28 protein-coding genes, 1 other RNA gene and 1 pseudogene are annotated in these 22,213 nt (G+C 38.2%); 10 read left to right on the forward strand and 20 right to left on the reverse strand.

Annotated features, from left to right (window positions below; all coding sequences use genetic code 11):
• The first annotated feature begins 131 nt into the window (after positions 1–131).
• The 4 genes and pseudogenes from GN217_RS06290 to GN217_RS06305 all read left to right on the forward strand — a co-directional run bounded on the left by GN217_RS06290 (position 132) and on the right by GN217_RS06305 (position 2,270).
• Positions 132–479 carry a DUF2332 family protein gene (locus GN217_RS06290; protein ID WP_232334353.1) on the forward strand — a complete coding sequence of 116 codons (348 nt, stop codon included), beginning with the start codon at positions 132–134 and terminating at the stop codon, positions 477–479.
• A 150-nt stretch (positions 480–629) separates the two neighbouring features.
• Positions 630–1,142, forward strand: coding sequence for a GNAT family N-acetyltransferase (locus tag GN217_RS06295; RefSeq protein WP_156855835.1), 513 nt, complete (start codon positions 630–632; stop codon positions 1,140–1,142).
• A gap of 142 nt (positions 1,143–1,284) precedes the next feature.
• Positions 1,285–1,751: pseudogene (locus tag GN217_RS06300) on the forward strand (GNAT family N-acetyltransferase).
• A gap of 177 nt (positions 1,752–1,928) precedes the next feature.
• Positions 1,929–2,270: a VOC family protein gene (locus GN217_RS06305; RefSeq protein WP_156855836.1), complete on the forward strand. Its 342-nt coding sequence runs from the start codon at positions 1,929–1,931 to the stop codon at positions 2,268–2,270.
• A gap of 224 nt (positions 2,271–2,494) precedes the next feature.
• Here the strand turns inward: GN217_RS06305 and GN217_RS06310 are convergent, their stop codons facing one another.
• The 11 genes from GN217_RS06310 to GN217_RS06360 all read right to left on the reverse strand — a co-directional run bounded on the left by GN217_RS06310 (position 2,495) and on the right by GN217_RS06360 (position 8,654).
• Entirely contained in the window at positions 2,495–2,734 is a 240-nt protein-coding gene (locus GN217_RS06310) for a ferredoxin family protein (RefSeq protein WP_156855837.1), read from the reverse strand.
• A gap of 107 nt (positions 2,735–2,841) precedes the next feature.
• A complete protein-coding gene (locus GN217_RS06315; protein ID WP_156855838.1) occupies positions 2,842–3,045 on the reverse strand; it encodes a DUF6501 family protein in 204 nt (67 codons plus the stop codon).
• 51 nt (positions 3,046–3,096) lie between these two features.
• Positions 3,097–4,059, reverse strand: a complete 963-nt coding sequence (gene msrB / locus GN217_RS06320) for a peptide-methionine (R)-S-oxide reductase MsrB (RefSeq protein WP_156855839.1) — start codon at positions 4,057–4,059, stop codon at positions 3,097–3,099.
• 79 nt (positions 4,060–4,138) lie between these two features.
• Positions 4,139–4,618, reverse strand: a complete 480-nt coding sequence (vrrA, locus tag GN217_RS06325; RefSeq protein WP_156855840.1) for a VrrA/YqfQ family protein — start codon at positions 4,616–4,618, stop codon at positions 4,139–4,141.
• A gap of 327 nt (positions 4,619–4,945) precedes the next feature.
• Complete coding sequence (locus GN217_RS06330) at positions 4,946–5,158, reverse strand: YozE family protein (protein ID WP_156855841.1); 213 nt, start codon at positions 5,156–5,158, stop codon at positions 4,946–4,948.
• Between the two features lie 26 nt (positions 5,159–5,184).
• Complete coding sequence (gene tatC, locus GN217_RS06335) at positions 5,185–5,949, reverse strand: twin-arginine translocase subunit TatC (protein ID WP_156855842.1); 765 nt, start codon at positions 5,947–5,949, stop codon at positions 5,185–5,187.
• Between the two features lie 106 nt (positions 5,950–6,055).
• On the reverse strand, positions 6,056–6,232 hold the full coding sequence (gene tatA / locus GN217_RS06340; protein WP_156855843.1) for a twin-arginine translocase TatA/TatE family subunit: 177 nt from the start codon (positions 6,230–6,232) through the stop codon (positions 6,056–6,058).
• Between the two features lie 15 nt (positions 6,233–6,247).
• Entirely contained in the window at positions 6,248–6,457 is a 210-nt protein-coding gene (gene tatA / locus GN217_RS06345; RefSeq protein ID WP_156855844.1) for a twin-arginine translocase TatA/TatE family subunit, read from the reverse strand.
• A 77-nt stretch (positions 6,458–6,534) separates the two neighbouring features.
• Positions 6,535–7,032 carry a dihydrofolate reductase gene (locus tag GN217_RS06350; RefSeq protein WP_156855845.1) on the reverse strand — a complete coding sequence of 166 codons (498 nt, stop codon included), beginning with the start codon at positions 7,030–7,032 and terminating at the stop codon, positions 6,535–6,537.
• A 16-nt stretch (positions 7,033–7,048) separates the two neighbouring features.
• Positions 7,049–8,005: a thymidylate synthase gene (locus tag GN217_RS06355; protein ID WP_156855846.1), complete on the reverse strand. Its 957-nt coding sequence runs from the start codon at positions 8,003–8,005 to the stop codon at positions 7,049–7,051.
• Between the two features lie 43 nt (positions 8,006–8,048).
• Complete coding sequence (locus GN217_RS06360) at positions 8,049–8,654, reverse strand: HD domain-containing protein (RefSeq protein ID WP_156855847.1); 606 nt, start codon at positions 8,652–8,654, stop codon at positions 8,049–8,051.
• A gap of 309 nt (positions 8,655–8,963) precedes the next feature.
• Here GN217_RS06360 and GN217_RS06365 point away from each other — a divergent pair, with 309 nt between their 5' ends.
• The 4 genes from GN217_RS06365 (at position 8,964) to GN217_RS06380 (ending at position 11,837) form a co-directional block, all read left to right on the forward strand.
• On the forward strand, positions 8,964–9,164 hold the full coding sequence (locus GN217_RS06365; RefSeq protein WP_156855848.1) for a cold-shock protein: 201 nt from the start codon (positions 8,964–8,966) through the stop codon (positions 9,162–9,164).
• A gap of 301 nt (positions 9,165–9,465) precedes the next feature.
• Positions 9,466–9,609 (forward strand): cytochrome c oxidase subunit 2A, encoded by a 144-nt coding sequence (locus GN217_RS06370; RefSeq protein WP_156855849.1) that lies wholly within the window; start codon positions 9,466–9,468, stop codon positions 9,607–9,609.
• Positions 9,610–9,627: 18 nt separating this feature from the next.
• Positions 9,628–10,131 (forward strand): cupredoxin domain-containing protein, encoded by a 504-nt coding sequence (locus tag GN217_RS06375; RefSeq protein ID WP_156855850.1) that lies wholly within the window; start codon positions 9,628–9,630, stop codon positions 10,129–10,131.
• 56 nt (positions 10,132–10,187) lie between these two features.
• A complete protein-coding gene (locus tag GN217_RS06380) occupies positions 10,188–11,837 on the forward strand; it encodes a b(o/a)3-type cytochrome-c oxidase subunit 1 (RefSeq protein ID WP_156855973.1) in 1,650 nt (549 codons plus the stop codon).
• Between the two features lie 129 nt (positions 11,838–11,966).
• Here GN217_RS06380 and GN217_RS06385 read toward each other — a convergent pair whose 3' ends face one another.
• The 7 genes from GN217_RS06385 to GN217_RS06415 all read right to left on the reverse strand — a co-directional run bounded on the left by GN217_RS06385 (position 11,967) and on the right by GN217_RS06415 (position 16,911).
• On the reverse strand, positions 11,967–13,466 hold the full coding sequence (locus tag GN217_RS06385; RefSeq protein WP_442946192.1) for a carboxypeptidase M32: 1,500 nt from the start codon (positions 13,464–13,466) through the stop codon (positions 11,967–11,969).
• Positions 13,467–14,603, reverse strand: coding sequence for a THUMP domain-containing class I SAM-dependent RNA methyltransferase (locus tag GN217_RS06390; protein ID WP_156855852.1), 1,137 nt, complete (start codon positions 14,601–14,603; stop codon positions 13,467–13,469).
• A gap of 127 nt (positions 14,604–14,730) precedes the next feature.
• Positions 14,731–15,106: RNase P RNA component class B (gene rnpB, locus GN217_RS06395), an RNA gene on the reverse strand.
• Between the two features lie 68 nt (positions 15,107–15,174).
• Entirely contained in the window at positions 15,175–15,489 is a 315-nt protein-coding gene (gene gpsB / locus GN217_RS06400; RefSeq protein ID WP_156855853.1) for a cell division regulator GpsB, read from the reverse strand.
• Between the two features lie 388 nt (positions 15,490–15,877).
• On the reverse strand, positions 15,878–16,276 hold the full coding sequence (gene cdd / locus GN217_RS06405) for a cytidine deaminase (protein ID WP_156855854.1): 399 nt from the start codon (positions 16,274–16,276) through the stop codon (positions 15,878–15,880).
• Between the two features lie 12 nt (positions 16,277–16,288).
• The gene (locus GN217_RS06410; protein WP_156855855.1) at positions 16,289–16,654 is read right to left on the reverse strand and encodes a YppE family protein; all 366 of its coding nucleotides are present in this window, start codon (positions 16,652–16,654) and stop codon (positions 16,289–16,291) included.
• A gap of 44 nt (positions 16,655–16,698) precedes the next feature.
• Entirely contained in the window at positions 16,699–16,911 is a 213-nt protein-coding gene (locus tag GN217_RS06415; RefSeq protein ID WP_156855856.1) for a hypothetical protein, read from the reverse strand.
• A 305-nt stretch (positions 16,912–17,216) separates the two neighbouring features.
• Here GN217_RS06415 and recU point away from each other — a divergent pair, with 305 nt between their 5' ends.
• Together recU and GN217_RS06425 are read left to right on the forward strand one after the other, a co-directional pair.
• Positions 17,217–17,813, forward strand: coding sequence for a Holliday junction resolvase RecU (recU, locus tag GN217_RS06420; RefSeq protein WP_156855857.1), 597 nt, complete (start codon positions 17,217–17,219; stop codon positions 17,811–17,813).
• A 26-nt stretch (positions 17,814–17,839) separates the two neighbouring features.
• A complete protein-coding gene (locus GN217_RS06425) occupies positions 17,840–20,602 on the forward strand; it encodes a PBP1A family penicillin-binding protein (RefSeq protein WP_156855858.1) in 2,763 nt (920 codons plus the stop codon).
• A gap of 60 nt (positions 20,603–20,662) precedes the next feature.
• Here the strand turns inward: GN217_RS06425 and nth are convergent, their stop codons facing one another.
• Positions 20,663–21,328 (reverse strand): endonuclease III, encoded by a 666-nt coding sequence (gene nth, locus GN217_RS06430; RefSeq protein WP_156855859.1) that lies wholly within the window; start codon positions 21,326–21,328, stop codon positions 20,663–20,665.
• Between the two features lie 4 nt (positions 21,329–21,332).
• Positions 21,333–22,019, reverse strand: coding sequence for a DnaD domain-containing protein (locus tag GN217_RS06435; protein WP_156855860.1), 687 nt, complete (start codon positions 22,017–22,019; stop codon positions 21,333–21,335).
• Positions 22,020–22,213 lie beyond the last annotated feature (194 nt).

Consider the following 22,213-nt stretch of genomic DNA (forward strand, 5'->3'; position numbering starts at 1 on the left):
TGTTCTTTAAACTCTTTTGTGAATGTTCTTCGTGTTCTTTTGGTCATTACTGATTCTCCTCCTACTAATTGTTGAGTTCAGTTTATATGACCTTAAAATATTTGTCTAACTAAGTGTAACCGATGCAGTTTATGTTTGAAGAAGCTGCAGGTTACATGAAGGAATATCCTGTACGCTTGGTGGATGGAGATGGAATAAGTTTATTATCCAAATATGTTGAAGAGGTCCCGGAAGACAATGTGATTTGCATTTTTCATACTCACGTAGCTAACCAAATACCAAAAGAAAAAAATGATCAATTATTGCAAACCATTGAAACTATTGGTAAGAAAAGAGATGTATTCCATATCTACAATAACATTCAAGATAAATACTTACATCTAGATTATTATTTGGATGGTGTTGAGTATCGAAATACGATTGCGAAAACCGATGGGCACGGTAGGTGGTTTGAATGGTTATTGAAAAATGAAATGTAGTAGAAATTTAGAATTCGACGTCTTTATAACGTGCTTATATAACGAACAAATAAAGTTATGAATGAGAAAATCATCGGGGTTATAAACTTTATAACGAACAAAAGGGATATAAAGCTAAATATATGAAAAGTAAACGAGGGGGTGGTTAAAGTGAAAATACTTGAAACGAAGAGACTGTATTTAAGGGAAATGGTTTTAGAAGATATAGAAGAGTTATCAAAGGTTCTTTCTGACCCTAAATCGATGCAACACTACCCAGAGGCATTTAGCAAAGACAAGGTGGGAAAATGGATTCAATGGAATATTGATAACTATAATAAATATAACCATGGATTATGGGCTGTAATCTTAAAAGGTGGAGAAAATTTCATTGGAGATTGTGGAATTACCATGCAAATAATTGAAAAAGAAACAGTACCGGAGCTTGGATTTCATATTATAAAGGACTATTGGAATAAAGGATATGCAACAGAAGCCGCACTTGCATGTAAGGAGTATGCGTTTAGGGTATTAAATTATCCCAAGCTTTTTTCGTATACTACAGCTCAAAATATTCCATCGCAAAAGGTAGCGGAAAAAATAGGGATGCAGAAATATAAGGTATTTGAAAAAAATGGAGAAAAACAAATTGCTCAAGTAGCCGTTAATACTTTGAATCAGTAAATTTGCTCAAATAGGATATTTAAATGCATGTAGCATCTATCTAAGATATTCATGCAAACTGTTCGGCATTTAAATGGGAGATGAACATATGAATATTAATTCTATATCAATTAGAAAAATGAAACATACTGATTATGAGGTAATGGCTCAATGGCTAAGTACAAAAGAGGTTTTAGAGTTCTATGGGGATGCGAATTCTCCATTTACATTGCAACAAGTTAAGAATAAATATGAACCAAGAGTGAATGGTGATATACCTGTAATTCCTTATATCGTTGAGTTAGACAACACTCCCATTGGTTTTATGCAACAATATAAATTAAATGAGGAAAAACAAAAAGAATTTGGATATCCTAAACATTTAGCTGTTTATGGAATTGATCAATTTATTGGTTATCCAATTTTTTTAATAAAGGTATTGGAACGAAAATGGTCAGAATATTTATTAAACATATTTCTCAACATAAAGATGTAGATATGATTATTTTAGACCCTGCTGTTTCCAATGTTAGGGCAATAAGGTGTTATGAAAAATGCGGATTCAGAAAGATTAAAAAAATTAATAATGGAGCAAATTTGTTAATGGAATATAGAATTAGCGATAGATAATCTTTTCCATCTTCAACTTTTATTAGAACGTTAGAGGTTGGTGAGTAAAAAACAGTGGTTTGATTTTACAGAAGAACGAAAGGATTATCGAGCAAAAGTCGGTTTTCCTGAAAATAGACCAACAAAGGCTTGGTATGAATGAACTTGGAATATTAAATCCAATTGGAGGTATTTTTAATGGAATTTACGCACACTAGGTTACTTGTAGACAATTATAAAGAATGTTTTCTATTTTATAGGGATATATTGGGTTTTAATGTCACCTGGGGAGATGAAAATTCTAATTATGCTGATTTCAAATTTAATGGTGCTACTCTAGGCATTTTTGAGCGCAAACAGATGGCTGAAGCTATTGGTGACGAGTATTCTGTTGATATTGAAAAGGCTGATCGAACAGCGTTAATTTTTAAAGTGAAAAACGTGGAAGAGACCTATCAGGAAATAAAAGATAAAGTAGAATTTATTACTGAACCGACTGAACAAAAGGATTGGGGCATTAAAGTCGCTCATTTTATATGAGAATATGGGGAGCCCAGAGCCAAATATAATTTTTCTCTTCTAGTTAACATAATATATATTATGAGAAGCTACATTAAAAACAGCATTTATTATCTCAATAACAAAGTATACTCTTGATAGTGAGATATTTTAACAAAAACTACGAAATGTACTTAAATCAAAAAACCATGCAAATGATATGCACGGCTTTTTTGTGTAAAACGATTTAAATACAATTGCTTTTCTTATCTGTCCTCATAGAACTGGCGATTGAGTGTAATATACTCAGATTCTGATTCTGGAACTTCATCCTCAATGAAAATCGCTTCCACCGGACAAACTGCTTCACAGGCTCCACAATCTATACAAATATCTGGATCGATATAAAACATATCTTCGCCTTCTTCAATACAATCAACTGGACAAACTTCAACACATTCGCCAGCTTTTTCAGTTTTACATGGTGATGTAATTACAAATGCCAAATCGAACGCCTCCTTTAGCAGCTAAGTTTTACCACGTTAATTATACATGAACCCTTGCTAACGAACAAAGGTTATTAGAGTTTAAACAATTCTAGGCCGTTTTGAAATTAAATTTCTTTAAAATAATCCTTTAAAAATCCACCAACTCGGTTGCTATTGTCAATAATGAAGTAAAACTCGTCTGTTTCATTGATTACATCATAAACTTTTCCCGCGGTTAATTTATTATGGACAACGAATTTTGCTGCATTTGTATGAACGCACTCAATTTGTTTAATTGCTGCTCTTTTTTCCCAATCTAAATGAATCATAATCTACTCCTTCTTAGTTTACATAATAAAGTTATCGTAAATTTGTGGTTTTTATTCATTAAATAAATGTAAATACTGACCGTATCCTTCTTCTTTCATCTTCTCTTTAGGTATAAAACGCATTGCTGCGGAATTAATACAATATCGTAATCCGCCTGCCTCAACCGGCCCATCTTCAAAGACATGTCCTAAATGGGAATCAGCAGAGCCGCTTCTCACTTCTGTACGGATCATGCCATGGGATGTATCCATATTTTCTTTTATTTCATATTGGTCAATCGGTCGCGTAAAGCTTGGCCAACCGCAATTTGCATCGTACTGATCTTTCGACGAGAATAACGGTTTTCCGGATATGATGTCTACATATATTCCATCTTTAAAATTATTCCAGTACTCATTTTTAAATGGCAACTCCGTACCATTTTCCTGAGTTACATGATACTGTAATGGTGTTAATTTTTTCTTTAATTCCTCTTTGTCATACGTTTCTTTCCAATTGTTATTAATAAAATCTTCTCTTCCTGAACCTTTTTTGTATAAACGATAGTGGAACGACTGTTTCTTATAATAATCCTGGTGTTCTTCTTCTGCCGGATAGAACGTCTTAGCTGGAAGTATCTTTGTTACAATCGGCTTGGAGAATTTCCCACTTGCCTCAAGCGCCTGTTTTGATTCTTCCGCAATCGCCCTTTGTTCTTCATTGTGATAGAAGATTGCTGTTTGATACGATTCCCCTCTATCATTGAATTGTCCACCTGGATCAGTCGGGTCAATCTGTTGCCAGTACGTTTCTACAAGTTCTTTGTATGGCATTAATGCAGGGTCAAATGTAATTTCAACTGCTTCGACATGCCCTGTTGTATTGGAACATACTTGTTCATAGGTAGGGTTTTCCACATGACCACCTGTATATCCTGAAACGACACGTTCAATACCCGGGCGGCTGTCAAAGGGTTCAACCATGCACCAAAAACAGCCGCCGGCAAACGTAGCTTTTTCTAAAGAATTAGACATGAATTATTCCTCCAGTGCTCTAGTGATAATATCTATTTTTCCGTTTTTTTATTTAAAATGCAAGTATACTGCATATTTTTCATATATAAAGCTTTGGAGTTGATAAACCGGTTCTCTTTTCCACTTTCTTCTCTACCTTTTCCGTTGCTATATCTTTTTCTTTTTCATTTCCTTTTTCTTCACCTGTACCCTCTGCTTCCTTTTTTTCCTCCCCTTTCTCCTCTTCGGGGTCATCGATATTTTTAAAGGCTTTTACCATCCGATACATGGCTGGTAAATTTTTTAACATTGGCCCGTACTCCTTAATAATTGGTGTCGTCGTTTCTACGACTCTTAAAACCTGCTGTATATTATTCAGTATACCCGAAAAACCACTAATACCTTTACTGATTTGAGGACTATTTAATAAATTTCCTGAAGTTAGTTGCTGCAAGCTTACGGGAAAACGGCTGCGTCGCACTGGAGGTTGTGGGGGATTTCCAAACAAAAAGGAATTCATTCCTTGAGGTGGTTGTTGCCTATAATGGTAATTCAGGTTTCTTTGTCTTGGTCCGAGCATCTTCTCACCCCTGCCTTCTATTGCTTACTTTTATAATGTACGTAACACCTGATGAAAAAGTGTAGGCAATATATTATTTCCCGGGCAAGCGCAGGAATCAGCATAAAATTGCATGTTTGCAGTGTTTTCTTCGGTTTCTTTGACGAATCCTGTCAAATAAATTTCAAACAAACGTTTGATTTAATATATTCTGTCCATCCACACTGTATTTACCATTGAGTGCAAACGAATCAAAAAAGAGGATGGAACTGTTCTGCACCTTCCTCTTCCGTTCCCTTACAAAAAATTGCATTAAAAAATGAGGCTGATCATTCCCTAGCCTCATTTTTATCTATTATGATATAAATCCCATACTTCATCAAACGTGCGAAGTGCGCCTGGAAATGGACTATTCCACTCCAGGTAATCACTTATTTCATTGTAATCATCCGAATGCTTTGGGAAATCGTGCTCTCGAAAAACCCACTCGGCCAACTTACATTTGTCATCGGGAACTTTCATCCCGCGGAAAGTCATCAAATGCTGATAAAATGTCTTCAAGAAAACACCTCAATCTATTCTTCTCATCAGGTTGATGAATCATTTTGGTTCATAAATTCCTCATGTTTTTTTAACTTTCTCTTATACACTATCTTAGATAACTGCACGCCTATTTCGTAAAGAAGAATTAATGGGACGGCTACAACGAGCTGTAAAACAAAGTCAGGAGGTGTGATTAACACTCCAATTATGATCAAGCCGAAATATGCATATTTTCTATTTTTAATCATGAAGTCTGGAGTAAGTATGCCTAGACTCGTTAAAAACATAACAATAATCGGTAATTCGAACAGTAAGGCAAATGGTACTGTAACTCGAAATAAGAATGAAAAATAGCGATCGACTGTAAACATAATATTAAACATTCCGTCGTTCAACGATAACAGGAATGGCATGATCAGTTCTACGAAAACAAAATAGCCAAAGATGAGTCCACCAATAAATAAAAGAAATACTACCGGTATATAACCGATTGTCGCTTTTCTTTCGTGTGGAAGTAAACCAGGCTTAACAAAGGCCCAAATTTGATACGTAAGAAGTGGAATGGTTCCAACAATCGCAACCAGCCCTGCCATGGAGAAATAAATCCAAATAATTTCTGTTGGACTAATTGCCGTTAATTCTAAGTCTATATCGTTAACAAAAAACCAATAAATATCTCTAATGTAAATAAATCCGACAATGAAGAAACCGATAAAGAAAAGCGCGGTAACGATTAATCGGTTACGCAGTTCAGAAAGATGGTCAACGAGATTCATCTCTTTTTCTTCAATTTGACCTTTTTTAGCCATTTAAGAAACACCCCTAATCGAAAAAACACATAAAAGAAGATGTAAGGTAAAATAGAAACTTACATCTTCTTTTATCCGAAATTATTTTTTGAATTGGAATAATGTATTACTGTTTATTATTCTCTTCATCTTCAGTTTCAGTTAATCCCTTTGTTGCATTCTTAAATTCTTTCAGTGAATGCCCAAAAGCTTTACCAATTTCCGGAAGTTTATTTGGGCCAAATACAATAAGAGCAACAATTAAAATTAATATTAATCCAGGGATTCCGATATTACTTAGCATGTTCCTTCACCCCATTTATTTGGACTTGGTGTCATCATTCACAATGGATTTAACTTCTTTTATTTCATCTGTAACACCGCTAGTTAAATCATTTGTGGACTTCTTAAATTCCCGTAACGTATCACCAGCAGCCTTACCAATTTGTGGAAGTTTATCTGGTCCGAAAACAATAAGAGCAACAATCAGAATAAGAATTAATCCTGGAAACCCTATATTTGCCAGCATGTTTATCATCTCCGTTTTAAGTATAAGTCTATGATGCTAACCATTAGTATATAGCATTAGAAGAATCTGTACAAGTTCTATTCCTTATTCTTCCGTTCATAAACAAGATAATAATAATCATAAGGGTTCTTTTCATCTTTCTTCCCTTTCGTTTTCTCGGTTAATTCCCATTCATCTAAGGAAATGGATGGGAAGAACGTATCTCCTGCAAAATCTTCATCAATCCATGTAATGTATAACCGGTCAGCAAAAGGAAGTACTTGCTTAAAAATATCTCCTCCACCAATCACAAAATATTCTTCTTGCGGATTGTCATCATTCCATGTTTTGATTGGTTCCAAGTCACGTATCACTTCGACTTCTTCTGGAAATTCATAGTTCCCTCTTGTAAGGACAACATGCTTCCGATTCGGTAAGACGCGTCCAATCGATTCAAATGTTTTTCTCCCCATAATGATCGTGTGACCTGTCGTTGTTTCTTTGAAATAACGTAGATCATCCGGCAAATGCCAAGGTAAATCATTGTCGGACCCAATTACATGATTACGGTCCATTGCTACGAGTAAGGAAATCATCGTTTACTCCCCCTTTCTATACAGCAATCGGAGCTCTAATAGCTGGATGCGGATTATAGTCAATTAATTCAAAATCGGATAGTTCAAAATCAAATACCGATTGCTTGTCCGTATTCAATTTCAATTTCGGTAACGGACGTACCTCCCTTTTGAGTTGAGTCTTCACTTGTTCCAGATGGTTGGAATAAATATGCGCATCTCCAATCGTATGGACGAATTCTCCTACTTCCAAATCGCATTCATGGGCAATCAAATGCGTCAAGAGCGCATAACTAGCGATATTAAATGGTACACCTAGGAATGTGTCTCCACTGCGCTGGTATAATTGGCACGACAATTTGCCGTCTGCTACATAAAACTGGAATAGTGTGTGACATGGTGGTAAGGCCATGAATGGAATGTCTTCCGGGTTCCATGCGGACACGATATGTCTGCGTGAATCGGGATTATTGCGGATCGAGTCAATGACATCCTTCAGCTGGTCAATCGCTTCTCCTGATTTTGTTTCCCAGTGACGCCACTGCTTACCGTAGACAAATCCTAAATCACCGTATTTACTTGCAAACGCATCGTCGGTTAAAATTTTTTCCTTGAAAGTTTCCATTTGTTTTTTGTATTCTAAATTAAAGTCCTCATCCTGTAAACTACGATGACCGAAATCCGTCATATCCGGCCCATCATAATCGTCACTCTCCACCCACTTTTCAAAAGCCCATTCATTCCAAATATTATTATTGTTTTCTAGAAGGTAACGGATATTCGTATCCCCTTTAATAAACCAAAGCAGCTCAGAAGCAATCAGATTAAAGTTTACTTTCTTCGTTGTAAGTAATGGAAAGCCTTCACTTAAATCAAAGCGCATTTGGTGACCGAAAACAGAGTATGTACCTGTTCCCGTCCGGTCCGCTTTCTTATTTCCATTTTCTAAAATTAAACGGCATAAATCCAAATATGCCTGTTCTCCTTGTACCATGTGGATACCCTCCCATTGTTAATATTCCCCTTCTTTCTCCCATCTATTTATCTGTTCCCCACTCTTTATGAAACTGATCTAGAAATAAAAGCATCCAGCGATGGCGTTCCATTGCAATCTGTTTTGCGTAAGAAGTATGGAGCTTATCTTTTATTTTCAATAATTTATCATAAAAATGTTGGATGGAAGTATGCGGATTGCCCTGTTTATAGATCAATTGATTGTTCGCTCCACCATACTGGAAAGTCCGTGCAATCCCAATTGCTCCGATAGCGTCCAGCCGGTCAGCATCTTGTACAATCTTCCCAGTCCAAGTAGCAGGTGTTTTTCCCTCTTTAAAAGAAATAGTTGAAATAACATGATTGATATCATGTTTCGCTTGATTATGGATGGAGATATGATCTAAAAATATATTCATTTCATTAATCGCTTGGTCTGGGTCGGAGAAGAGTTTACGGTCCCCAACATCATGAAGCCATCCGGCAGCCTCACATAAGAAAGGGTCACGGCCTTCTTCTTTTGCGATTTTCTTTGCCATTAAAGCAACACGTCGCATATGTTCATAATCATGTCCTGTTGGATCATCATGGAATAACTGATATGTAAATTCACGAATTTCGTTTAATTGCTGCTGTTGGATTTCGTCCATCCTCTACCCCCTTTTTTCTATATTACTTTATTTTGTATAGGAATGCATTTGATTCATTCGTTTTTCCGACAAACTAATATTTAAAAAGATTCAGAAAAAAATACTGTAAATTTCTTGACTAGTCTAATTAAATGAGTTATCATAGGTTCAACAAAGCAGAAGTACGGATTCATTAAACACAAGACAGCTTCCAAAGAAGTGGGTGTAATTGTAATCCTACTCTCTAGAAAGCTGTCTCTTTTAATGTTTTTTGGCCTCTACTTTGTATTATAACCACGTTTTACGTGAAAGGTTTTAGGAGGAGTTTACATGCAAAACGGAGTAGTAAAATGGTTCAACGCAGAAAAAGGGTTTGGATTTATTCAGCTGGAAGAAGGAAATGACGTCTTCGTACATTATTCAGCAATCCAAGAAGAAGGTTTCAAAACGTTAGAGGAAGGTCAAGAAGTTTCCTTTGAAATCGTTGAAGGCGAACGCGGCCCGCAAGCAGCTAACGTAACAAAATTATAAAAAATTCCTAAGCAGTATTCGTAACAGAATACTGCTTTTTTTGTTTTCCGGAATCCTGAAAATCCTCAGGATTCTTTTTTATCCCTCCTTTTTAGACTTTTCTAAATTCGAGTAGTCTATTAGCTAAACTTCACACAACGTTCAAATACTTTTATAACTAAAAGGTTAGTAAAATCGTTATTTCAAAGAGTATGCGAAGTATTGAACATATTGTGAAAAGTATCTGGAAGGGATAAATTCTATTTTCATTTTGTGTATGATGAAAATAGCAGCACATCAAACTTCTAGGAGGGGTGAAGGAATGAATACTGAAAAGAGAAAGCAGTTGAAATCCAGTCCAGAAAGTGAACCAAATCTAAAAGGAACGCTTATCTCCGTTTCTGTTTTAGGAGTTGTTATCTTAGTAACTTGGTTTGGAGTATTGATGCTATACCTTTCCAGATAAAAAAAGGGAGTGATACAGATGCATTTACACAAGTATGAAAAGTATTGGCTTGGGCTTGGGATAATTGGCCTTATCGCATTCTTATTAATTTTAGGTTTCGGAGCCTTTTATCTAGGGACACACCCACAAAGCCATGGTGAGTTGATTGATCCTGAAAATTTGGAGATGAATGAAGCTTTCCATGAAGAAAATCTTGGCTTGACCAAGGTCGATGAAGGCAGATACGTGTTAAATGTGGTTGCCTCTGCTTTCAATTATAATCTCGGTACAGATGAATCAGGCGCACCGATAAGTCATATCGAAATACCTGCTGGTTCGAAAGTGCTCGTCCAGGCTACGAGTCCAGATGTCGTTCACGGTCTAAATTTCGCTGGAACGAATATCAACATGATGGTTGAGCCCGGTTATGTAAGTGCTTTGGAAGTACAGCTTGATAACCCAGGAGAATACACACTCGTATGTAATGAGTACTGTGGTGTCGGTCATCATATGATGTTTGGGACAATGGAGGTCGTTGAGTAATGGAAACAGCAACAGCACCAGCTAAACAATCTAACGTTTTCCGTAATAAAGGAACAATGGAGCTTCGTTTATCGAAAAATGAACGCAGACTTGTCATGTCCTATATGTATGTCGCATTTATTTCCTTATTTATTGGTGGATTAATGGGATTATTACAAGTACTTGTCCGTTCCGGTAACTTTGAATTGCCTTGGGGAATTAATTATTACACGATCCTAACTGTTCATGGCGTTATTCTAGGCCTAGTACTTACAACTTTTTTCATTATTGGTTTCCAAAATGCCTTAATGGGTAAAACAGTAGGATATTCTAAGAAACAATTGAACTGGGCGTGGATTGGCTTTGCCGTCATGACAATTGGTATGGTTATAGCTGCAATCACCATCTTAGTAGGTAAAGCTAACGTACTTTATACCTTCTATGCTCCACTGCAAGCGCATCCTGCATTTTATATCGGGATCACACTTGTAGTTGTCGGCAGTTGGATTAACGCATTCGTCAATTTCCGTCAGTTCTATATGTGGAAGAAAAAACATCCAGATGAAAAATCACCACTGCTTGCCTTTATGGTTGTCATTAATATGCTTATGTGGTTGATTGCAACACTTGGAGTTGCTACAGCAATGCTCGTTCAATTTATACCTTGGTCACTTGGTTATAAGAACACAATTAATGTATTACTAAGCCGTACCTTATTCTGGTATTTCGGTCACCCGCTTGTTTATTTTTGGTTATTGCCGGCATATATGGCTTGGTATGCAATTATTCCGAAGATTATCGGAGGGAAAATTTTCAGTGATACACTAGCAAGATTTTCATTTATTCTATTCTTGTTCTTCTCTATCCCAGTTGGTCTGCACCATCAGCTGACAGAACCAGGACTGGACTCAACATGGAAGTTTATTCAAGTCATCTTGACATTTATGGTTGTCATCCCAAGCTTGATGACTGCCTTCTCCATGTTTGCGACATTTGAAATTACGGGTCGTAAAAAAGGATACGGGGGATTGTTCGGCTGGCTCAAACATTTGCCATGGAGTGATGTAAGATTCCTCGCACCATTTATCGGAATGCTCGCATTTATCCCAGGTGGAGCCGGTGGAATTGTTAATGCTTCTTATCAAATAAACACACTTGTTCATAATACGATTTGGGTTACAGGACATTTCCATTTAACAGCAGCAACGACTGTAGTGTTAACATTTTTCGGGATTGCTTATTGGCTCATCCCCCACTTGACGGGACGTAAGTTAACAAAATCAGTGAACCGTCTCGGAATTATTCAAACGATCCTTTGGACAGTCGGAATGCTGATTATGTCAATATCTATGCATATCCAAGGTTTAATTGGTGGACCTCGTCGTTCCGCCTACTCCGATTACGGGGGGACGGCACAGGCTACAGAATGGGGAGCTTATCAGATGGCTCAAGCAGTCGGTGGTACGATTCTTTTCATTGCGATTGTATTAATGGTATACATTTTCGTTAAAATGATTTTCTTCTCTCCAAAAGGTGAAGAAGAATTCCCGATTGCTCAGGAAGAAGACATTGCAGAACCAACGCCAAGATGGACAGAGAACTGGAAGTTGTGGATTGCCATTACGCTTGTATTGATTCTCTTTGCATATACAGTTCCGATAATGGATGTCATTCAAAATGCACCTCCAGGATCAGCACCATTCGATTGGCCAATTGGAAATAGCTAATCAACATAAGAGGACAAAGATTCATTAAACGAATCTTTGTCCTTTTTTGCAGCTCTAGTAATAATTCCGAGTTATGCTTGACTTTTCGTTCACAATTTAATACAACGCTCGTGATAGTTTCCCATGCAATTAGAAATTATATATCCGGCTGTATTTTTCTGTTAGGTAATTAACTAAATGTGTCGGGTTTAAAGATTCATTGGTGATGTCCTGTAGCAGCTCCAAGGGCTTTTTCATTTTGCCATATTGATGAATATTTTCTTTCAGCCAATTCGTAATCGGAGACAAATCGCCAGACTGCACAATTGAATCTACATCCATCTGCTGATTCAACGTATTGTAAAATTGCGCAGCATACATATACCCTAAAGCATAAGACGGGAAATAGCCGAAATCTCCACTCGACCAATGGATATCTTGTAACACCCCTTCTCCATCATTCGCGGGCTCAATACCAAGATAATCAACCATTTTCTCATTCCATAAGACAGGAAGATCTTTCACTTCGATTTCTCCATTAATCAACGCTTTCTCCAGTTCATAACGAACCATAATATGGAGTGCATACGTAAGCTCATCTGCTTCAATTCTGATTAATGTCGGTTTTACTTCATTGATCGCTCGGTAAAATTCATCAACATCCAACTCTTTGAAAAAATCCGGGGCGAAGGATTTAAACTTCTCATAGTTCGCCTTCCAAAATCCATCACTTCTGCCGATCAAGTTTTCCCAGAATAATGATTGCGACTCGTGAATGCCCATGGATGTTCCAGTGGCAAGTGGCGTGTGGGCAAGCTGTGGATGGATATTTTGCTCGTATAAAGCATGACCACCTTCGTGAATAATTCCAAACACTGCCATGCGGAAATCATTTTCGTCGTATCTCGTTGTAATCCGAACATCGTGCAGATTTAATGTAATTTCAAACGGATGAATCGTATCATCTAATCTTCCCGCTTCAAAGTCATAGTTCATCTGCTTTAATACATCAATTGCAAAATTACGTTGTTGTTCTTTCGGAAAATAACCAAGTACAATGGACGAATCAACATTCGCCTTACTATTATTCACTTTTTCCCGTAACTGAGTTAAGGATTCACGTAGTGCTGGGAATACTTCATCGAGCGTTTTTACGGTCATGCCTGGCTCATATTGGTCTAATAGAGCATCATAAATATGGCCTTCGTATCCCCAATAATTCGCGAACCTTTTATTGAATTCCACTAACTTTTCCAAATAGGGCTGGAATAATTGGAAATCAGCTTTCTCCCTGGCTTCTTGCCATGCTGCTTCAGCTTGTCCTTGTAAAGTGACATATTCCTTGTACTCAGCTTGAGGAATCTTATGGTTCCGTTCATAATCCAATTCACATTCTTCAACTGCTTTTTGAATGACTTCATCATCCGTCTTGTTCTTTAGTTCGTCAATGAATTGTTTCATTTTATCAGATGTCTGCATCTCATGAACTTTAGCAGAAAGAATTCCAATTGCTTTTGAACGGGATTCAACACCTTTTTTTGGTATTTTCGTCCGTAAATCCCAATGGGCGAGTGAAATTAATTCATGATAAGCATCAATTTCTTGTAAGTATGCCAGAAAATCTTTTTCCAAATTGCTTTTAGTCATCATTTATTCCCCCTTTACTTTTTTACCAAAATATTGATAATAATTCGTTTGGATAAAACCGTTGAATAACTTCCTCTTCTTCGTTGCCTGCTGACCATATTGTTTTTCAAATGCCTCAAATGCTGTAATGATATAGACACTCCAGGATGGATAGTTCCTCATCACTTGACCAAGGTCATTATACATCTGAATGACTTCATCCCGCTCATTTAGCCGTTCACCATACGGCGGGTTACTTACCAAATATCCATTTTCCTTCTGTATAGACAGATCTGCTACTTGCATTTGTTTCCATGTTACAAGATCGCTTAGCCCCGCTTCAATTGCGTTTTCACTTGCTGCTTGGATCATCTTATGACTGATGTCAGAACCTGTTATATCTAAAGGCTGATCATAGTTGGCAAGATCTTCAGCTTCTAATAAAGCTTCATCCCAAAACTTGCTTCTAATCCATGACCATTTTTCTGAAACAAATTCCCGGTTAAAACCTGGTGCGATATTCTGTCCGATAAGGGCTGCCTCAATTGGAATGGTTCCCGAGCCACAGAACGGATCGATAAACGGCTCATCCGGCTTCCAGTTCGTTAATAAAACGAGTGCTGCAGCAAGTGTTTCTTTTAAGGGAGCTTCCCCTTGTCCAACCCGATAACCGCGTTTATGAAGACCTGCTCCAGAAGTGTCTAATGTTAATGTCGCCACATCATTCAACAGGGAAATTTCTACTTTAAATAATGCTCCTGTTTCCGGCATTTTAGAGACCATGCCATATTTCAATTTCAATCGCTCTGCAATTGCTTTCTTCACGATTGCTTGACAGTCTGGAACACTATATAACGTTGATTTAACGGATTTGCCGCTTACAGGAAATTGTCCATCCTCTGCAATATAATTCTCCCAATTTAATGCCTTCGTTCCCTCGAATAATTCATCAAATGTTTTGGCTTCAAATTCACCTACAATAATTTTCACACGGTCTGCTGTACGCAACCATAAATTACAGCGCGGGATTGCAGAAATAGGAGCTTCAAAGATCACTTTTCCATTATCTACTTCTACTTCATAGCCTAATTGCTTAACTTCCATTGCGACAATTGATTCAAGTCCCATCGCTGCTGTTGCAAGTAATTTCACCTTTTGCATACATGATAATTCCCTTCATTTACAGATTATTTTTAGTGTACCATATCAAAGTAAATAAAAAACCTATTTCAGCTACATTTTGTAACTGAAATAGGTTTTATCATTTTTTATGGAAGACCGTTGAATACTCGATAAGCCATGTTCTGTCCCGCTGTACTGCAAACGGCGGTCTTTAACCTCGTACATTGGGTGTAATCATCTATCTACAGACAAATGTCTGTCCCTCTTTCGGTTCAATTCCCTAATCAAGAGTGCCCCTACCAAAGTTTGGGTTGCTCACTCGTGGGGTTTACCTCGTTCCACCTGAATTGTTTCCAATCCAGCTCCGTCTCTGTGGCACTTTCAAGGAGTGTCTTCCTTATCGTTAGACTTAGGAATTTCTCCTGCCGTTAACCAAATTGGCTACCTTGACTTATCGTTTCGTCAAGCACGAACACTACAAGCATCTCAGCCTGTGTGAGCATGGACTTTCCTCTGCGCAAACGCAGCGATTACATGAGTACTCAACTACCTGCTTACTTTATTTTAGCATAAGATCATCAGAAAGACAATGCACGGCAGTACTTACCAACTATTCCTCAGAGTTGGAGACTTTCTTGCCAAAAACTGCTTTTTCAAGATTGGACAAGCGTTTTAACACATCATAATTCACTTGTGTATTCTGTTGCGGAGCACGTGTTCTCGTATGCTGTTGTTCCACAGAAGATTTCTTTAGTCGATCATTTTCTTGTTGCAATCGCTGGATTTCTTGTTGAAACGCGTCATAATCTTGAATGACAACATCTAAAAATTCATCTACTTCCTTTTGGCTGTAACCACGGAACTCTGCTTTAAAATCTTTTTCATAAATATCTTTCGCATTTAATTGGATTTGATCGAAACTCATCTCTATCACCTCTTATTTTACGATTTTCCAGTTTCAATTATATGATATTGTTTGGTTATAGATTCATTACATTATATATCATAACATATCTGTTTATCAAAGGTTATTATTAAATGGGTGTGTAGTCAAGTTGGGTCAATGCTTATAGATATTAATGCTTTTCCACAAAATTGAACCAGGCAGAAGAGTAAAATAAGAAATATATTTGGCTTCAGTGATAATCAGTGTAAAGTACAAGAAAATATATGGCGGTGAAGAATAATTGAGTGAAGATGTATTGCATGAAATAAAGTATGCGTAACTAAAAACACACCAAGTTAAATTTTATTATGGTGTGTTTTTTAATAGTAATAACAAAGTGATTTACTAGATTAATATTATTTTATTATTAAGCGTCCAAATCAGTCGGAGTAAACGAAAATGGCAACAACTTCTCCATCGTAAATGTCTTAATATCCTGATTTAGATTGGTGAGATGGATTTCCATATCTTGCGAGAAAAATTCGCTCATCACTTGTCTGCAAGAACCGCATGGTGGTACGGGACGGTTCGTGTCTGCTGCAACAGCCATTTCTTCAAATTCTGTTTCCCCATTCGATATTGCTTTGAATATTGCTACTCGCTCCGCACATAAACTGACCGGGTAAGCTGCATTTTCAATATTGCAGCCTGTATAAACTTTCCCTGATTTCGTCCGTACTGCCGCTCCCACTGCAAATTTCGAATATGGCACATACGCGTTTTCCATACTATCAATCGCTTGTTGAACTAATGATTGTTGATACATAATTCTCCCCCATTATTTGTTAGTATTTTCTAATTCCTGAAGTAATTGGTCAAAGATATAGAGAATAGATTTATACAGTTCCATATACCGCTTCGGCCGGGCATCTATAAAGTAGCTATGCATAAGCAGCAGCTCCATATTCTCTCTTGTAGATACGACCTGGTGCGGGTGAACGTTCACTTTCCTTTGCTTCACTATTTCTAGTGTTGCTTCTTCCCATTGTTCAAGCAGTTCATATACCGGATCTGTCTCTCCCTTTACCATTTGAAAGAAGTCCCTGTTCCGGCGATTTTTAGGTGGAGCAGTATTTTCAAATCTTTCTTTAAGACGAATGAGATGCTCTCTTAACTTAGCTGTTTGTTCTCTAACCATTAACATGACTGACCACCTTGTGTGTAAATAATGAAAGTCTAATTCTCTTTCTATCTATATTGTAATAAACTTCCGATCGTAGTTTCAACTTTTTCCATCTCTTGTTGTTGCTTTTGAAATAACTTCCAGATTTCATGATCAGTTCTATTCTTTATTATAACATCTATTTGTTCGAGTTGCTCTGCTATTTCCATTAAGAGTTTTTCTGTGTCCTGCTTCTTAATTCCGTCAGCTACATATAGTTGTTGCAATGCAAATGACATTAGTATCTCCTCCCTTTCCCTTTAGTCATTCGCGCTAGGAAGTTTAGTCTCCTGCCCCGTCGACAAAACTAGAAGTAATCAGTCAAAACTAGTTGTTTTTCTCAAGCAAAGTGGTAAAATATTCACTTCAATTCCGTTTTTCTAACTCACAATTTCATGGTATGATTTCTGTGTATATTTACCGAAAAACGTCTCCTAAATATGTCTCTTTATCATTTTTGTTATATAATGAATATGTACGGTTACTTCCAGACGTTTAATGTAGTGAGGGAGGATTATCGGTTTAGTCAGTAGGAGGAGAAATAATGAACTATCCAAATGGGCGGAAAAGGCGTCCATTGCAAAGGGTAAATAGAGAGATAAAAAATCATAAATATAGTAATCGGGGAATGTCGCTGGAGGAAGACATAAACACGACAAATGAATATTATCTTGCACATAATCAGGCTGTTGTGCATAAAAAACCAACCCCTGTTCAAGTCGTACGGGTGCATTATCCACAGCGAAGTGCAGCTGTCATAACAGAAGCTTATTATAAACAGGCATCCACGACAGATTATAATGGATTGTATCGTGGCAAATATATTGATTTCGAAGCAAAAGAAACAAAGAATAAAACACGATTTCCATTAGCTAATATTCATGAACATCAAATTGCTCATATGGAGCAGATCATTAATCACGGGGGAATAAGTTTTATTATTATCCGCTTTTCAAGCTATAATGAAACATATTTACTTGAAACAGAGAAACTTCTGCCCTTTTGGTACGATCTATTTAAAAGAGGGAAAAAATCAATTTCTTATGAAACAATCCGAGATGAAGCTCATCTCATCCCTTTAAAATTTCAAGCAAGAGTGGACTATTTGTCTGTGATTGACAAGCTTTATTTCACAAAATAATAGTTCAAATGATGGAGGTTTTACTTATGACAGATAAGATGTCGCGATCGGCAAGAAGAAATAAGAAAACAACGAAAAAGAAAACATCGGGAAAACGACCCATATGGAAGACAATTCTCTTTACGATTCTCTTTATTGGATTGGCAGCGGGAATTGTCGGTGGAGCAGTTGGGATATATTGGATAGCTACTGCACCGGATCTCGATCCTGACAAATTGAATGTTCCCCTATCTTCTACATTAAATGATAAATACGGGGAACCCTTTACCACGTTGGAATTAGAGAATCGGGAACAGGTCAAATATGAAGATTTACCTCAAGTACTAATTGACGCTGTAGTTGCTACAGAAGATGCTCGTTTCTTTGAACATAAGGGAATTGATTTACGAAGACTGGGCGGCGCTATTGTCGCTAACATTACGGATGGGTTCGGCTCGCAAGGTGCAAGTACAATTACCCATCAGGTAGTAGAGAACTTTTTCTTATCCAATGAAAAGCAAATTAAATTAAAGGTGCAGGAACAGTGGCTCGCACTGCAACTTGAAAGAAAATATTCTAAAGAAGAAATTTTAGAAATGTATTTAAATAAAATTTTCTACGGAAATAATTCGTATGGCGTTGTAGCAGCAGCGAAATCCTATTTCGGTGTGGAGGATTTAAATGATCTAACCTTGGCACAAGCGGCGATTTTAGCTGGATTACCACAGCGGCCTACTGCATATAACCCATTCCGTGATCCAGAGCTTACAGCTTACCGGATGAATACGGTGCTTGATCTAATGGTACGCCATGGCAAGGTCACAGAAGAAGAAGCAGACGAGGCACGTGAAGTTGATATTGTCGCAATGCTCGCAGAACCTGAGGAAAGCTCTACGAAATACGGTGCGTTTATCGATAAAGTGGCCGATGAAATCAGTGAGAAATTAGAAGGCATCAATATTTATACAGATGGTTTAAAAATCAATACAACGCTTGATACAAATGCCCAGGAACGGGTTGAACTTCTATTAACAGATACGGAAGCTAACCCGCTGAATTATGGTAGTGATAATGTACAAGGTGCGATTGTTGTTACCGATACGAAAACAGGTGCTATACAAGCAATTGGCGGACGTCGTAATAGTACGGGCAGTCAAGAATTGAACTATGCGATAGATAAAAGGCCTAATTTGCAACCTGGTTCCACGATTAAACCAATCATGTCTTACGGACCGGCAATAGAGTATGAAAAGATTTCTACGTATCACCAAATCAATGACGATGCGCCATACCAAGGACCGGGAATGGAAAAACCGATTAACAATATCACCCGTACTTACTCTGGTTGGGTTAGCGCTCGGACAGCATTAAGTCAATCCCTGAATGTTCCTGCGGTGAAACTTTTTGAAGAAGTAGGTGCAGACCGGGCGAAGAGTTTTGGTGAGCAGCTTGGACTGGATATGCCAGATGACCTTTATGCTTCCGATGCTATCGGCGGTGGTAGTTTAACTGTTACGCCGCTGGAAATGGCAAGTGCCTTCAGTGTGTTTGGTAACGGAGGAGTTTATACAGAACCATATGCTGTAGAATCAGTTGAATTCCCAGACGGAAGCACGGTTGAGCTTCGGCCGGATTCAGAACCAGCTATTGAAGACTACACGGCTTACATGATCACGGATATGCTGAAAACTGTCTTTACGGACGGAACATGGGCGTCTGGTAGCATGGGCGGTTTACCGGTGGCTGGTAAGACAGGAACAACGAACGTCGATGACGGTTCAGCGGGAGACCGCTGGTTTGTAGGATATACGACCAACTACACTGTATCTACTTGGGTTGGTGAGAATATTGTAGATGGAAAACGAGTAGGACTTCCAGATTCGGTGGATTGGACGATCGCCCAGCAAATGTTCCGGGAAACGATGCTCCATGTGTCGGAAGGTATTGATACAGCCGATTTCCAACAACCAGATTCTGTTGTGAAATTAGCGATCGAACGTGGAACAAATCCACCAGAGCTCGCAAGTGATCACACACCTGCCGCTCAAAAGGTTACCGAGCTATTCGTTCGGGGGTCTGAACCGACAACAACATCGGAAAAATTTGATCAGCTTGATGCAGTTAGCGGACTGAATGCAACCTATAATGAAGATGATCATTCAATCCACGTGGAATGGGATTATGACACGGATAGTGATGTCTCCTTTGCAGTGAGTGCGAGTGTTGATGGTGGCTCCATACAGGAATTAGCGACAACAGAGGATATGTCCTTAGATATATCGGAAGTAGAAGCTGGGGCAAAATACACGATACAAGTCGTAGCGATTAGCAACGAAAATAATTCCATAACAAGTGAGCCTGCATCCACATCGATTACGGTACCAGGTGGAGATGAGGAGGAAGAGGAAGAAGAAAATATACCTCCAGTCTCTGGTCTAAGCGCAACGTACATGGAAGACCAAGGAATAATCGATGTTTCATGGAATTATGATGGTCCTCCCGCTGCTTTTGAAGTTACTGTCAACGGTGGACAAACGCAAACCGTACAGTCTCAAGGTATTGAGATAAGTGGTACATTCTCCCCTGGAGAAACCTATTCAATCAGTGTAACTCCAATTGGGCAAGAAGGTGACGTACGCGGCGATAGTCAATCAACATCTGTCAGCATACCACAAGCAGAAGAGCCAGAAGAACCAGAGGAAGAACCAGTAGAAGAGGCACCAGAACCAGAAGAAGATGAGGATGAAGGTGAAGAAGCACCACCTGAAGAGGATGAAACTCCCGATGAGGAAGAACCATCCGACGAATAACAAGAAAGCAAAGAAGGAAAAAAGGAAAGCTTATCTGTCGCTATACAGATAAGCTTTCCTTTATTTTTTGCTCTCTATTTCAAGCTTTCGCATCCGTTTTTTCCCTTCTCGACAAAGATCAAGAAGTGGGCATTCCGGACAATTTGGATTTCTCGCTTTACAGTGGTACCTTCCAAAAAAGATTAATCGGTGATGCGTCTCTGACCATTCTTCCCGCGGTATTTTCCGCATCAAGGTTTCTTCTACTTCCAGTACAGAATCCTTCCAGCGGCATATCCCTAATCGCTTGGACACCCGTTCCACATGAGTATCAACCGCGATCGCCGGCTCATTAAAAGCGATGGAAGCAACGACATTCGCTGTCTTTCTGCCGACCCCTGCCAGCTTCATGAGCTCTTCCTTTGTTTCAGGAACCTTCCCTCCATGTTTATCGATCAAAACGTGGCAAAGTTTTTGGATGTTCTTTGCTTTTGTACGGTAAAGCCCGATTGAACGAATATCCTGCTGAAGTTCTTCCAGTGGTACCGCGATATAATCTTCAGGTGTTTTATATTTCTTAAATAAGTCTGCCGTAACTTTATTCACTAGTTTATCCGTGCATTGTGCGGATAACACAACAGCAATCAATAATTCAAATGGATTTGAATGGACGAGCTCGCCCTCCGCATCAGGGAACATTTCTGCAATCGTATCTAATACATGTCTAATCTCTTTTAAATTCAGCATCTAACTAGTCTTCCCCTTCCAGCCAGTTATAGTAGATTGATGTGTCTCTTTTTGCCGTTTGCGCAGGTTGCTGCTGATTTACTTGCTGATGACTGTGAAACTTCCTGCTTGTATTTCTTGCTTGCTCGACGGAATGGATTCCCTTCTTCTTCCATTCTCGCAAGATACGGTCAATATATTTAAAGTTTAATTTACCCATAAGTACTGATTCTCTAAGCCCTGCCTTAATTAGCGCCGGGCTGATCTTGTCTTCATCCAACCACGTATTAATCATTTCGATTTCAAATGGAGAAATCGGCCGACCGAACTCCTGTTCAAACAAAATAAAAATCGTCCCTGTCGTGTTTTCTTCTTGTTCTTTTTCTTCACTATAAAGTTTTTCGAGTAACGGCTGGACAGAGTAGGCTTCTGAAATTTGACCTTGCTCATTTTCCCTTGGCTCAATCGTTAATAAATCCTTTTGAATAAGCTTCATTAAAATGTCGGAGCAATGTTTCTCACTAATTGTCAATGGTTCAGCCAGTTCAGCGGGGGTTGGGAAATTGTTCTTCTCTTTGAAAAAATAAATAAGTTGTAGAACAAGCACAAGCTCGGTTTCATTTAAACCAAGCTTCGTGTAGTTTGTCAGCAATCTGCCGGGGATATGTAATTGATCGTGTAATATTTCTTCCAGTGGATTTGTTTCAAACATGTTAGGTACCTCCTTATTAGAAAACTTAGTTGTCACCAAGCATTTCGGTGACAACCTCAGTTTCACTTAAGCAGTAAGAAAAGATTTATACTTATCCTTCTGCCAAGTAAACATGCGAATTCCGATTCTTGATTACTCAACTTCGCAGACTTAAACAACCAAGTATTCTTTTTGCTTCTTTTTTTAAAGCTTAA

It is taken from the genome of Oceanobacillus sp. AG (genome assembly GCF_009746545.1).
GTDB classification, from domain to species: Bacteria; Bacillota; Bacilli; order Bacillales; family Amphibacillaceae; genus Oceanobacillus; species Oceanobacillus indicireducens.

Coding starts and splice junctions, on each gene's coding strand:
- GN217_RS06290 (WP_232334353.1), top strand. CDS start 132: ATGTTTGAAGAAGCTGCAGGTTACATGAAGGAATATCCTGTACGCTTG.
- GN217_RS06305 (WP_156855836.1), top strand. CDS start 1,929: ATGGAATTTACGCACACTAGGTTACTTGTAGACAATTATAAAGAATGT.
- GN217_RS06315 (WP_156855838.1), bottom strand. CDS start 3,045: ATGATTCATTTAGATTGGGAAAAAAGAGCAGCAATTAAACAAATTGAG.
- msrB (WP_156855839.1), bottom strand. CDS start 4,059: ATGTCTAATTCTTTAGAAAAAGCTACGTTTGCCGGCGGCTGTTTTTGG.
- vrrA (WP_156855840.1), bottom strand. CDS start 4,618: ATGCTCGGACCAAGACAAAGAAACCTGAATTACCATTATAGGCAACAA.
- tatC (WP_156855842.1), bottom strand. CDS start 5,949: ATGGCTAAAAAAGGTCAAATTGAAGAAAAAGAGATGAATCTCGTTGAC.
- tatA (WP_156855843.1), bottom strand. CDS start 6,232: ATGCTAAGTAATATCGGAATCCCTGGATTAATATTAATTTTAATTGTT.
- tatA (WP_156855844.1), bottom strand. CDS start 6,457: ATGCTGGCAAATATAGGGTTTCCAGGATTAATTCTTATTCTGATTGTT.
- GN217_RS06350 (WP_156855845.1), bottom strand. CDS start 7,032: ATGATTTCCTTACTCGTAGCAATGGACCGTAATCATGTAATTGGGTCC.
- GN217_RS06355 (WP_156855846.1), bottom strand. CDS start 8,005: ATGGTACAAGGAGAACAGGCATATTTGGATTTATGCCGTTTAATTTTA.
- GN217_RS06360 (WP_156855847.1), bottom strand. CDS start 8,654: ATGGACGAAATCCAACAGCAGCAATTAAACGAAATTCGTGAATTTACA.
- GN217_RS06365 (WP_156855848.1), top strand. CDS start 8,964: ATGCAAAACGGAGTAGTAAAATGGTTCAACGCAGAAAAAGGGTTTGGA.
- GN217_RS06370 (WP_156855849.1), top strand. CDS start 9,466: ATGAATACTGAAAAGAGAAAGCAGTTGAAATCCAGTCCAGAAAGTGAA.
- GN217_RS06375 (WP_156855850.1), top strand. CDS start 9,628: ATGCATTTACACAAGTATGAAAAGTATTGGCTTGGGCTTGGGATAATT.
- GN217_RS06380 (WP_156855973.1), top strand. CDS start 10,188: ATGGAGCTTCGTTTATCGAAAAATGAACGCAGACTTGTCATGTCCTAT.
- GN217_RS06385 (WP_442946192.1), bottom strand. CDS start 13,466: ATGATGACTAAAAGCAATTTGGAAAAAGATTTTCTGGCATACTTACAA.
- GN217_RS06390 (WP_156855852.1), bottom strand. CDS start 14,603: ATGCAAAAGGTGAAATTACTTGCAACAGCAGCGATGGGACTTGAATCA.
- gpsB (WP_156855853.1), bottom strand. CDS start 15,489: ATGAGTTTCGATCAAATCCAATTAAATGCGAAAGATATTTATGAAAAA.
- cdd (WP_156855854.1), bottom strand. CDS start 16,276: ATGTATCAACAATCATTAGTTCAACAAGCGATTGATAGTATGGAAAAC.
- GN217_RS06410 (WP_156855855.1), bottom strand. CDS start 16,654: ATGTTAATGGTTAGAGAACAAACAGCTAAGTTAAGAGAGCATCTCATT.
- GN217_RS06415 (WP_156855856.1), bottom strand. CDS start 16,911: ATGTCATTTGCATTGCAACAACTATATGTAGCTGACGGAATTAAGAAG.
- recU (WP_156855857.1), top strand. CDS start 17,217: ATGAACTATCCAAATGGGCGGAAAAGGCGTCCATTGCAAAGGGTAAAT.
- GN217_RS06425 (WP_156855858.1), top strand. CDS start 17,840: ATGACAGATAAGATGTCGCGATCGGCAAGAAGAAATAAGAAAACAACG.
- nth (WP_156855859.1), bottom strand. CDS start 21,328: ATGCTGAATTTAAAAGAGATTAGACATGTATTAGATACGATTGCAGAA.
- GN217_RS06435 (WP_156855860.1), bottom strand. CDS start 22,019: ATGTTTGAAACAAATCCACTGGAAGAAATATTACACGATCAATTACAT.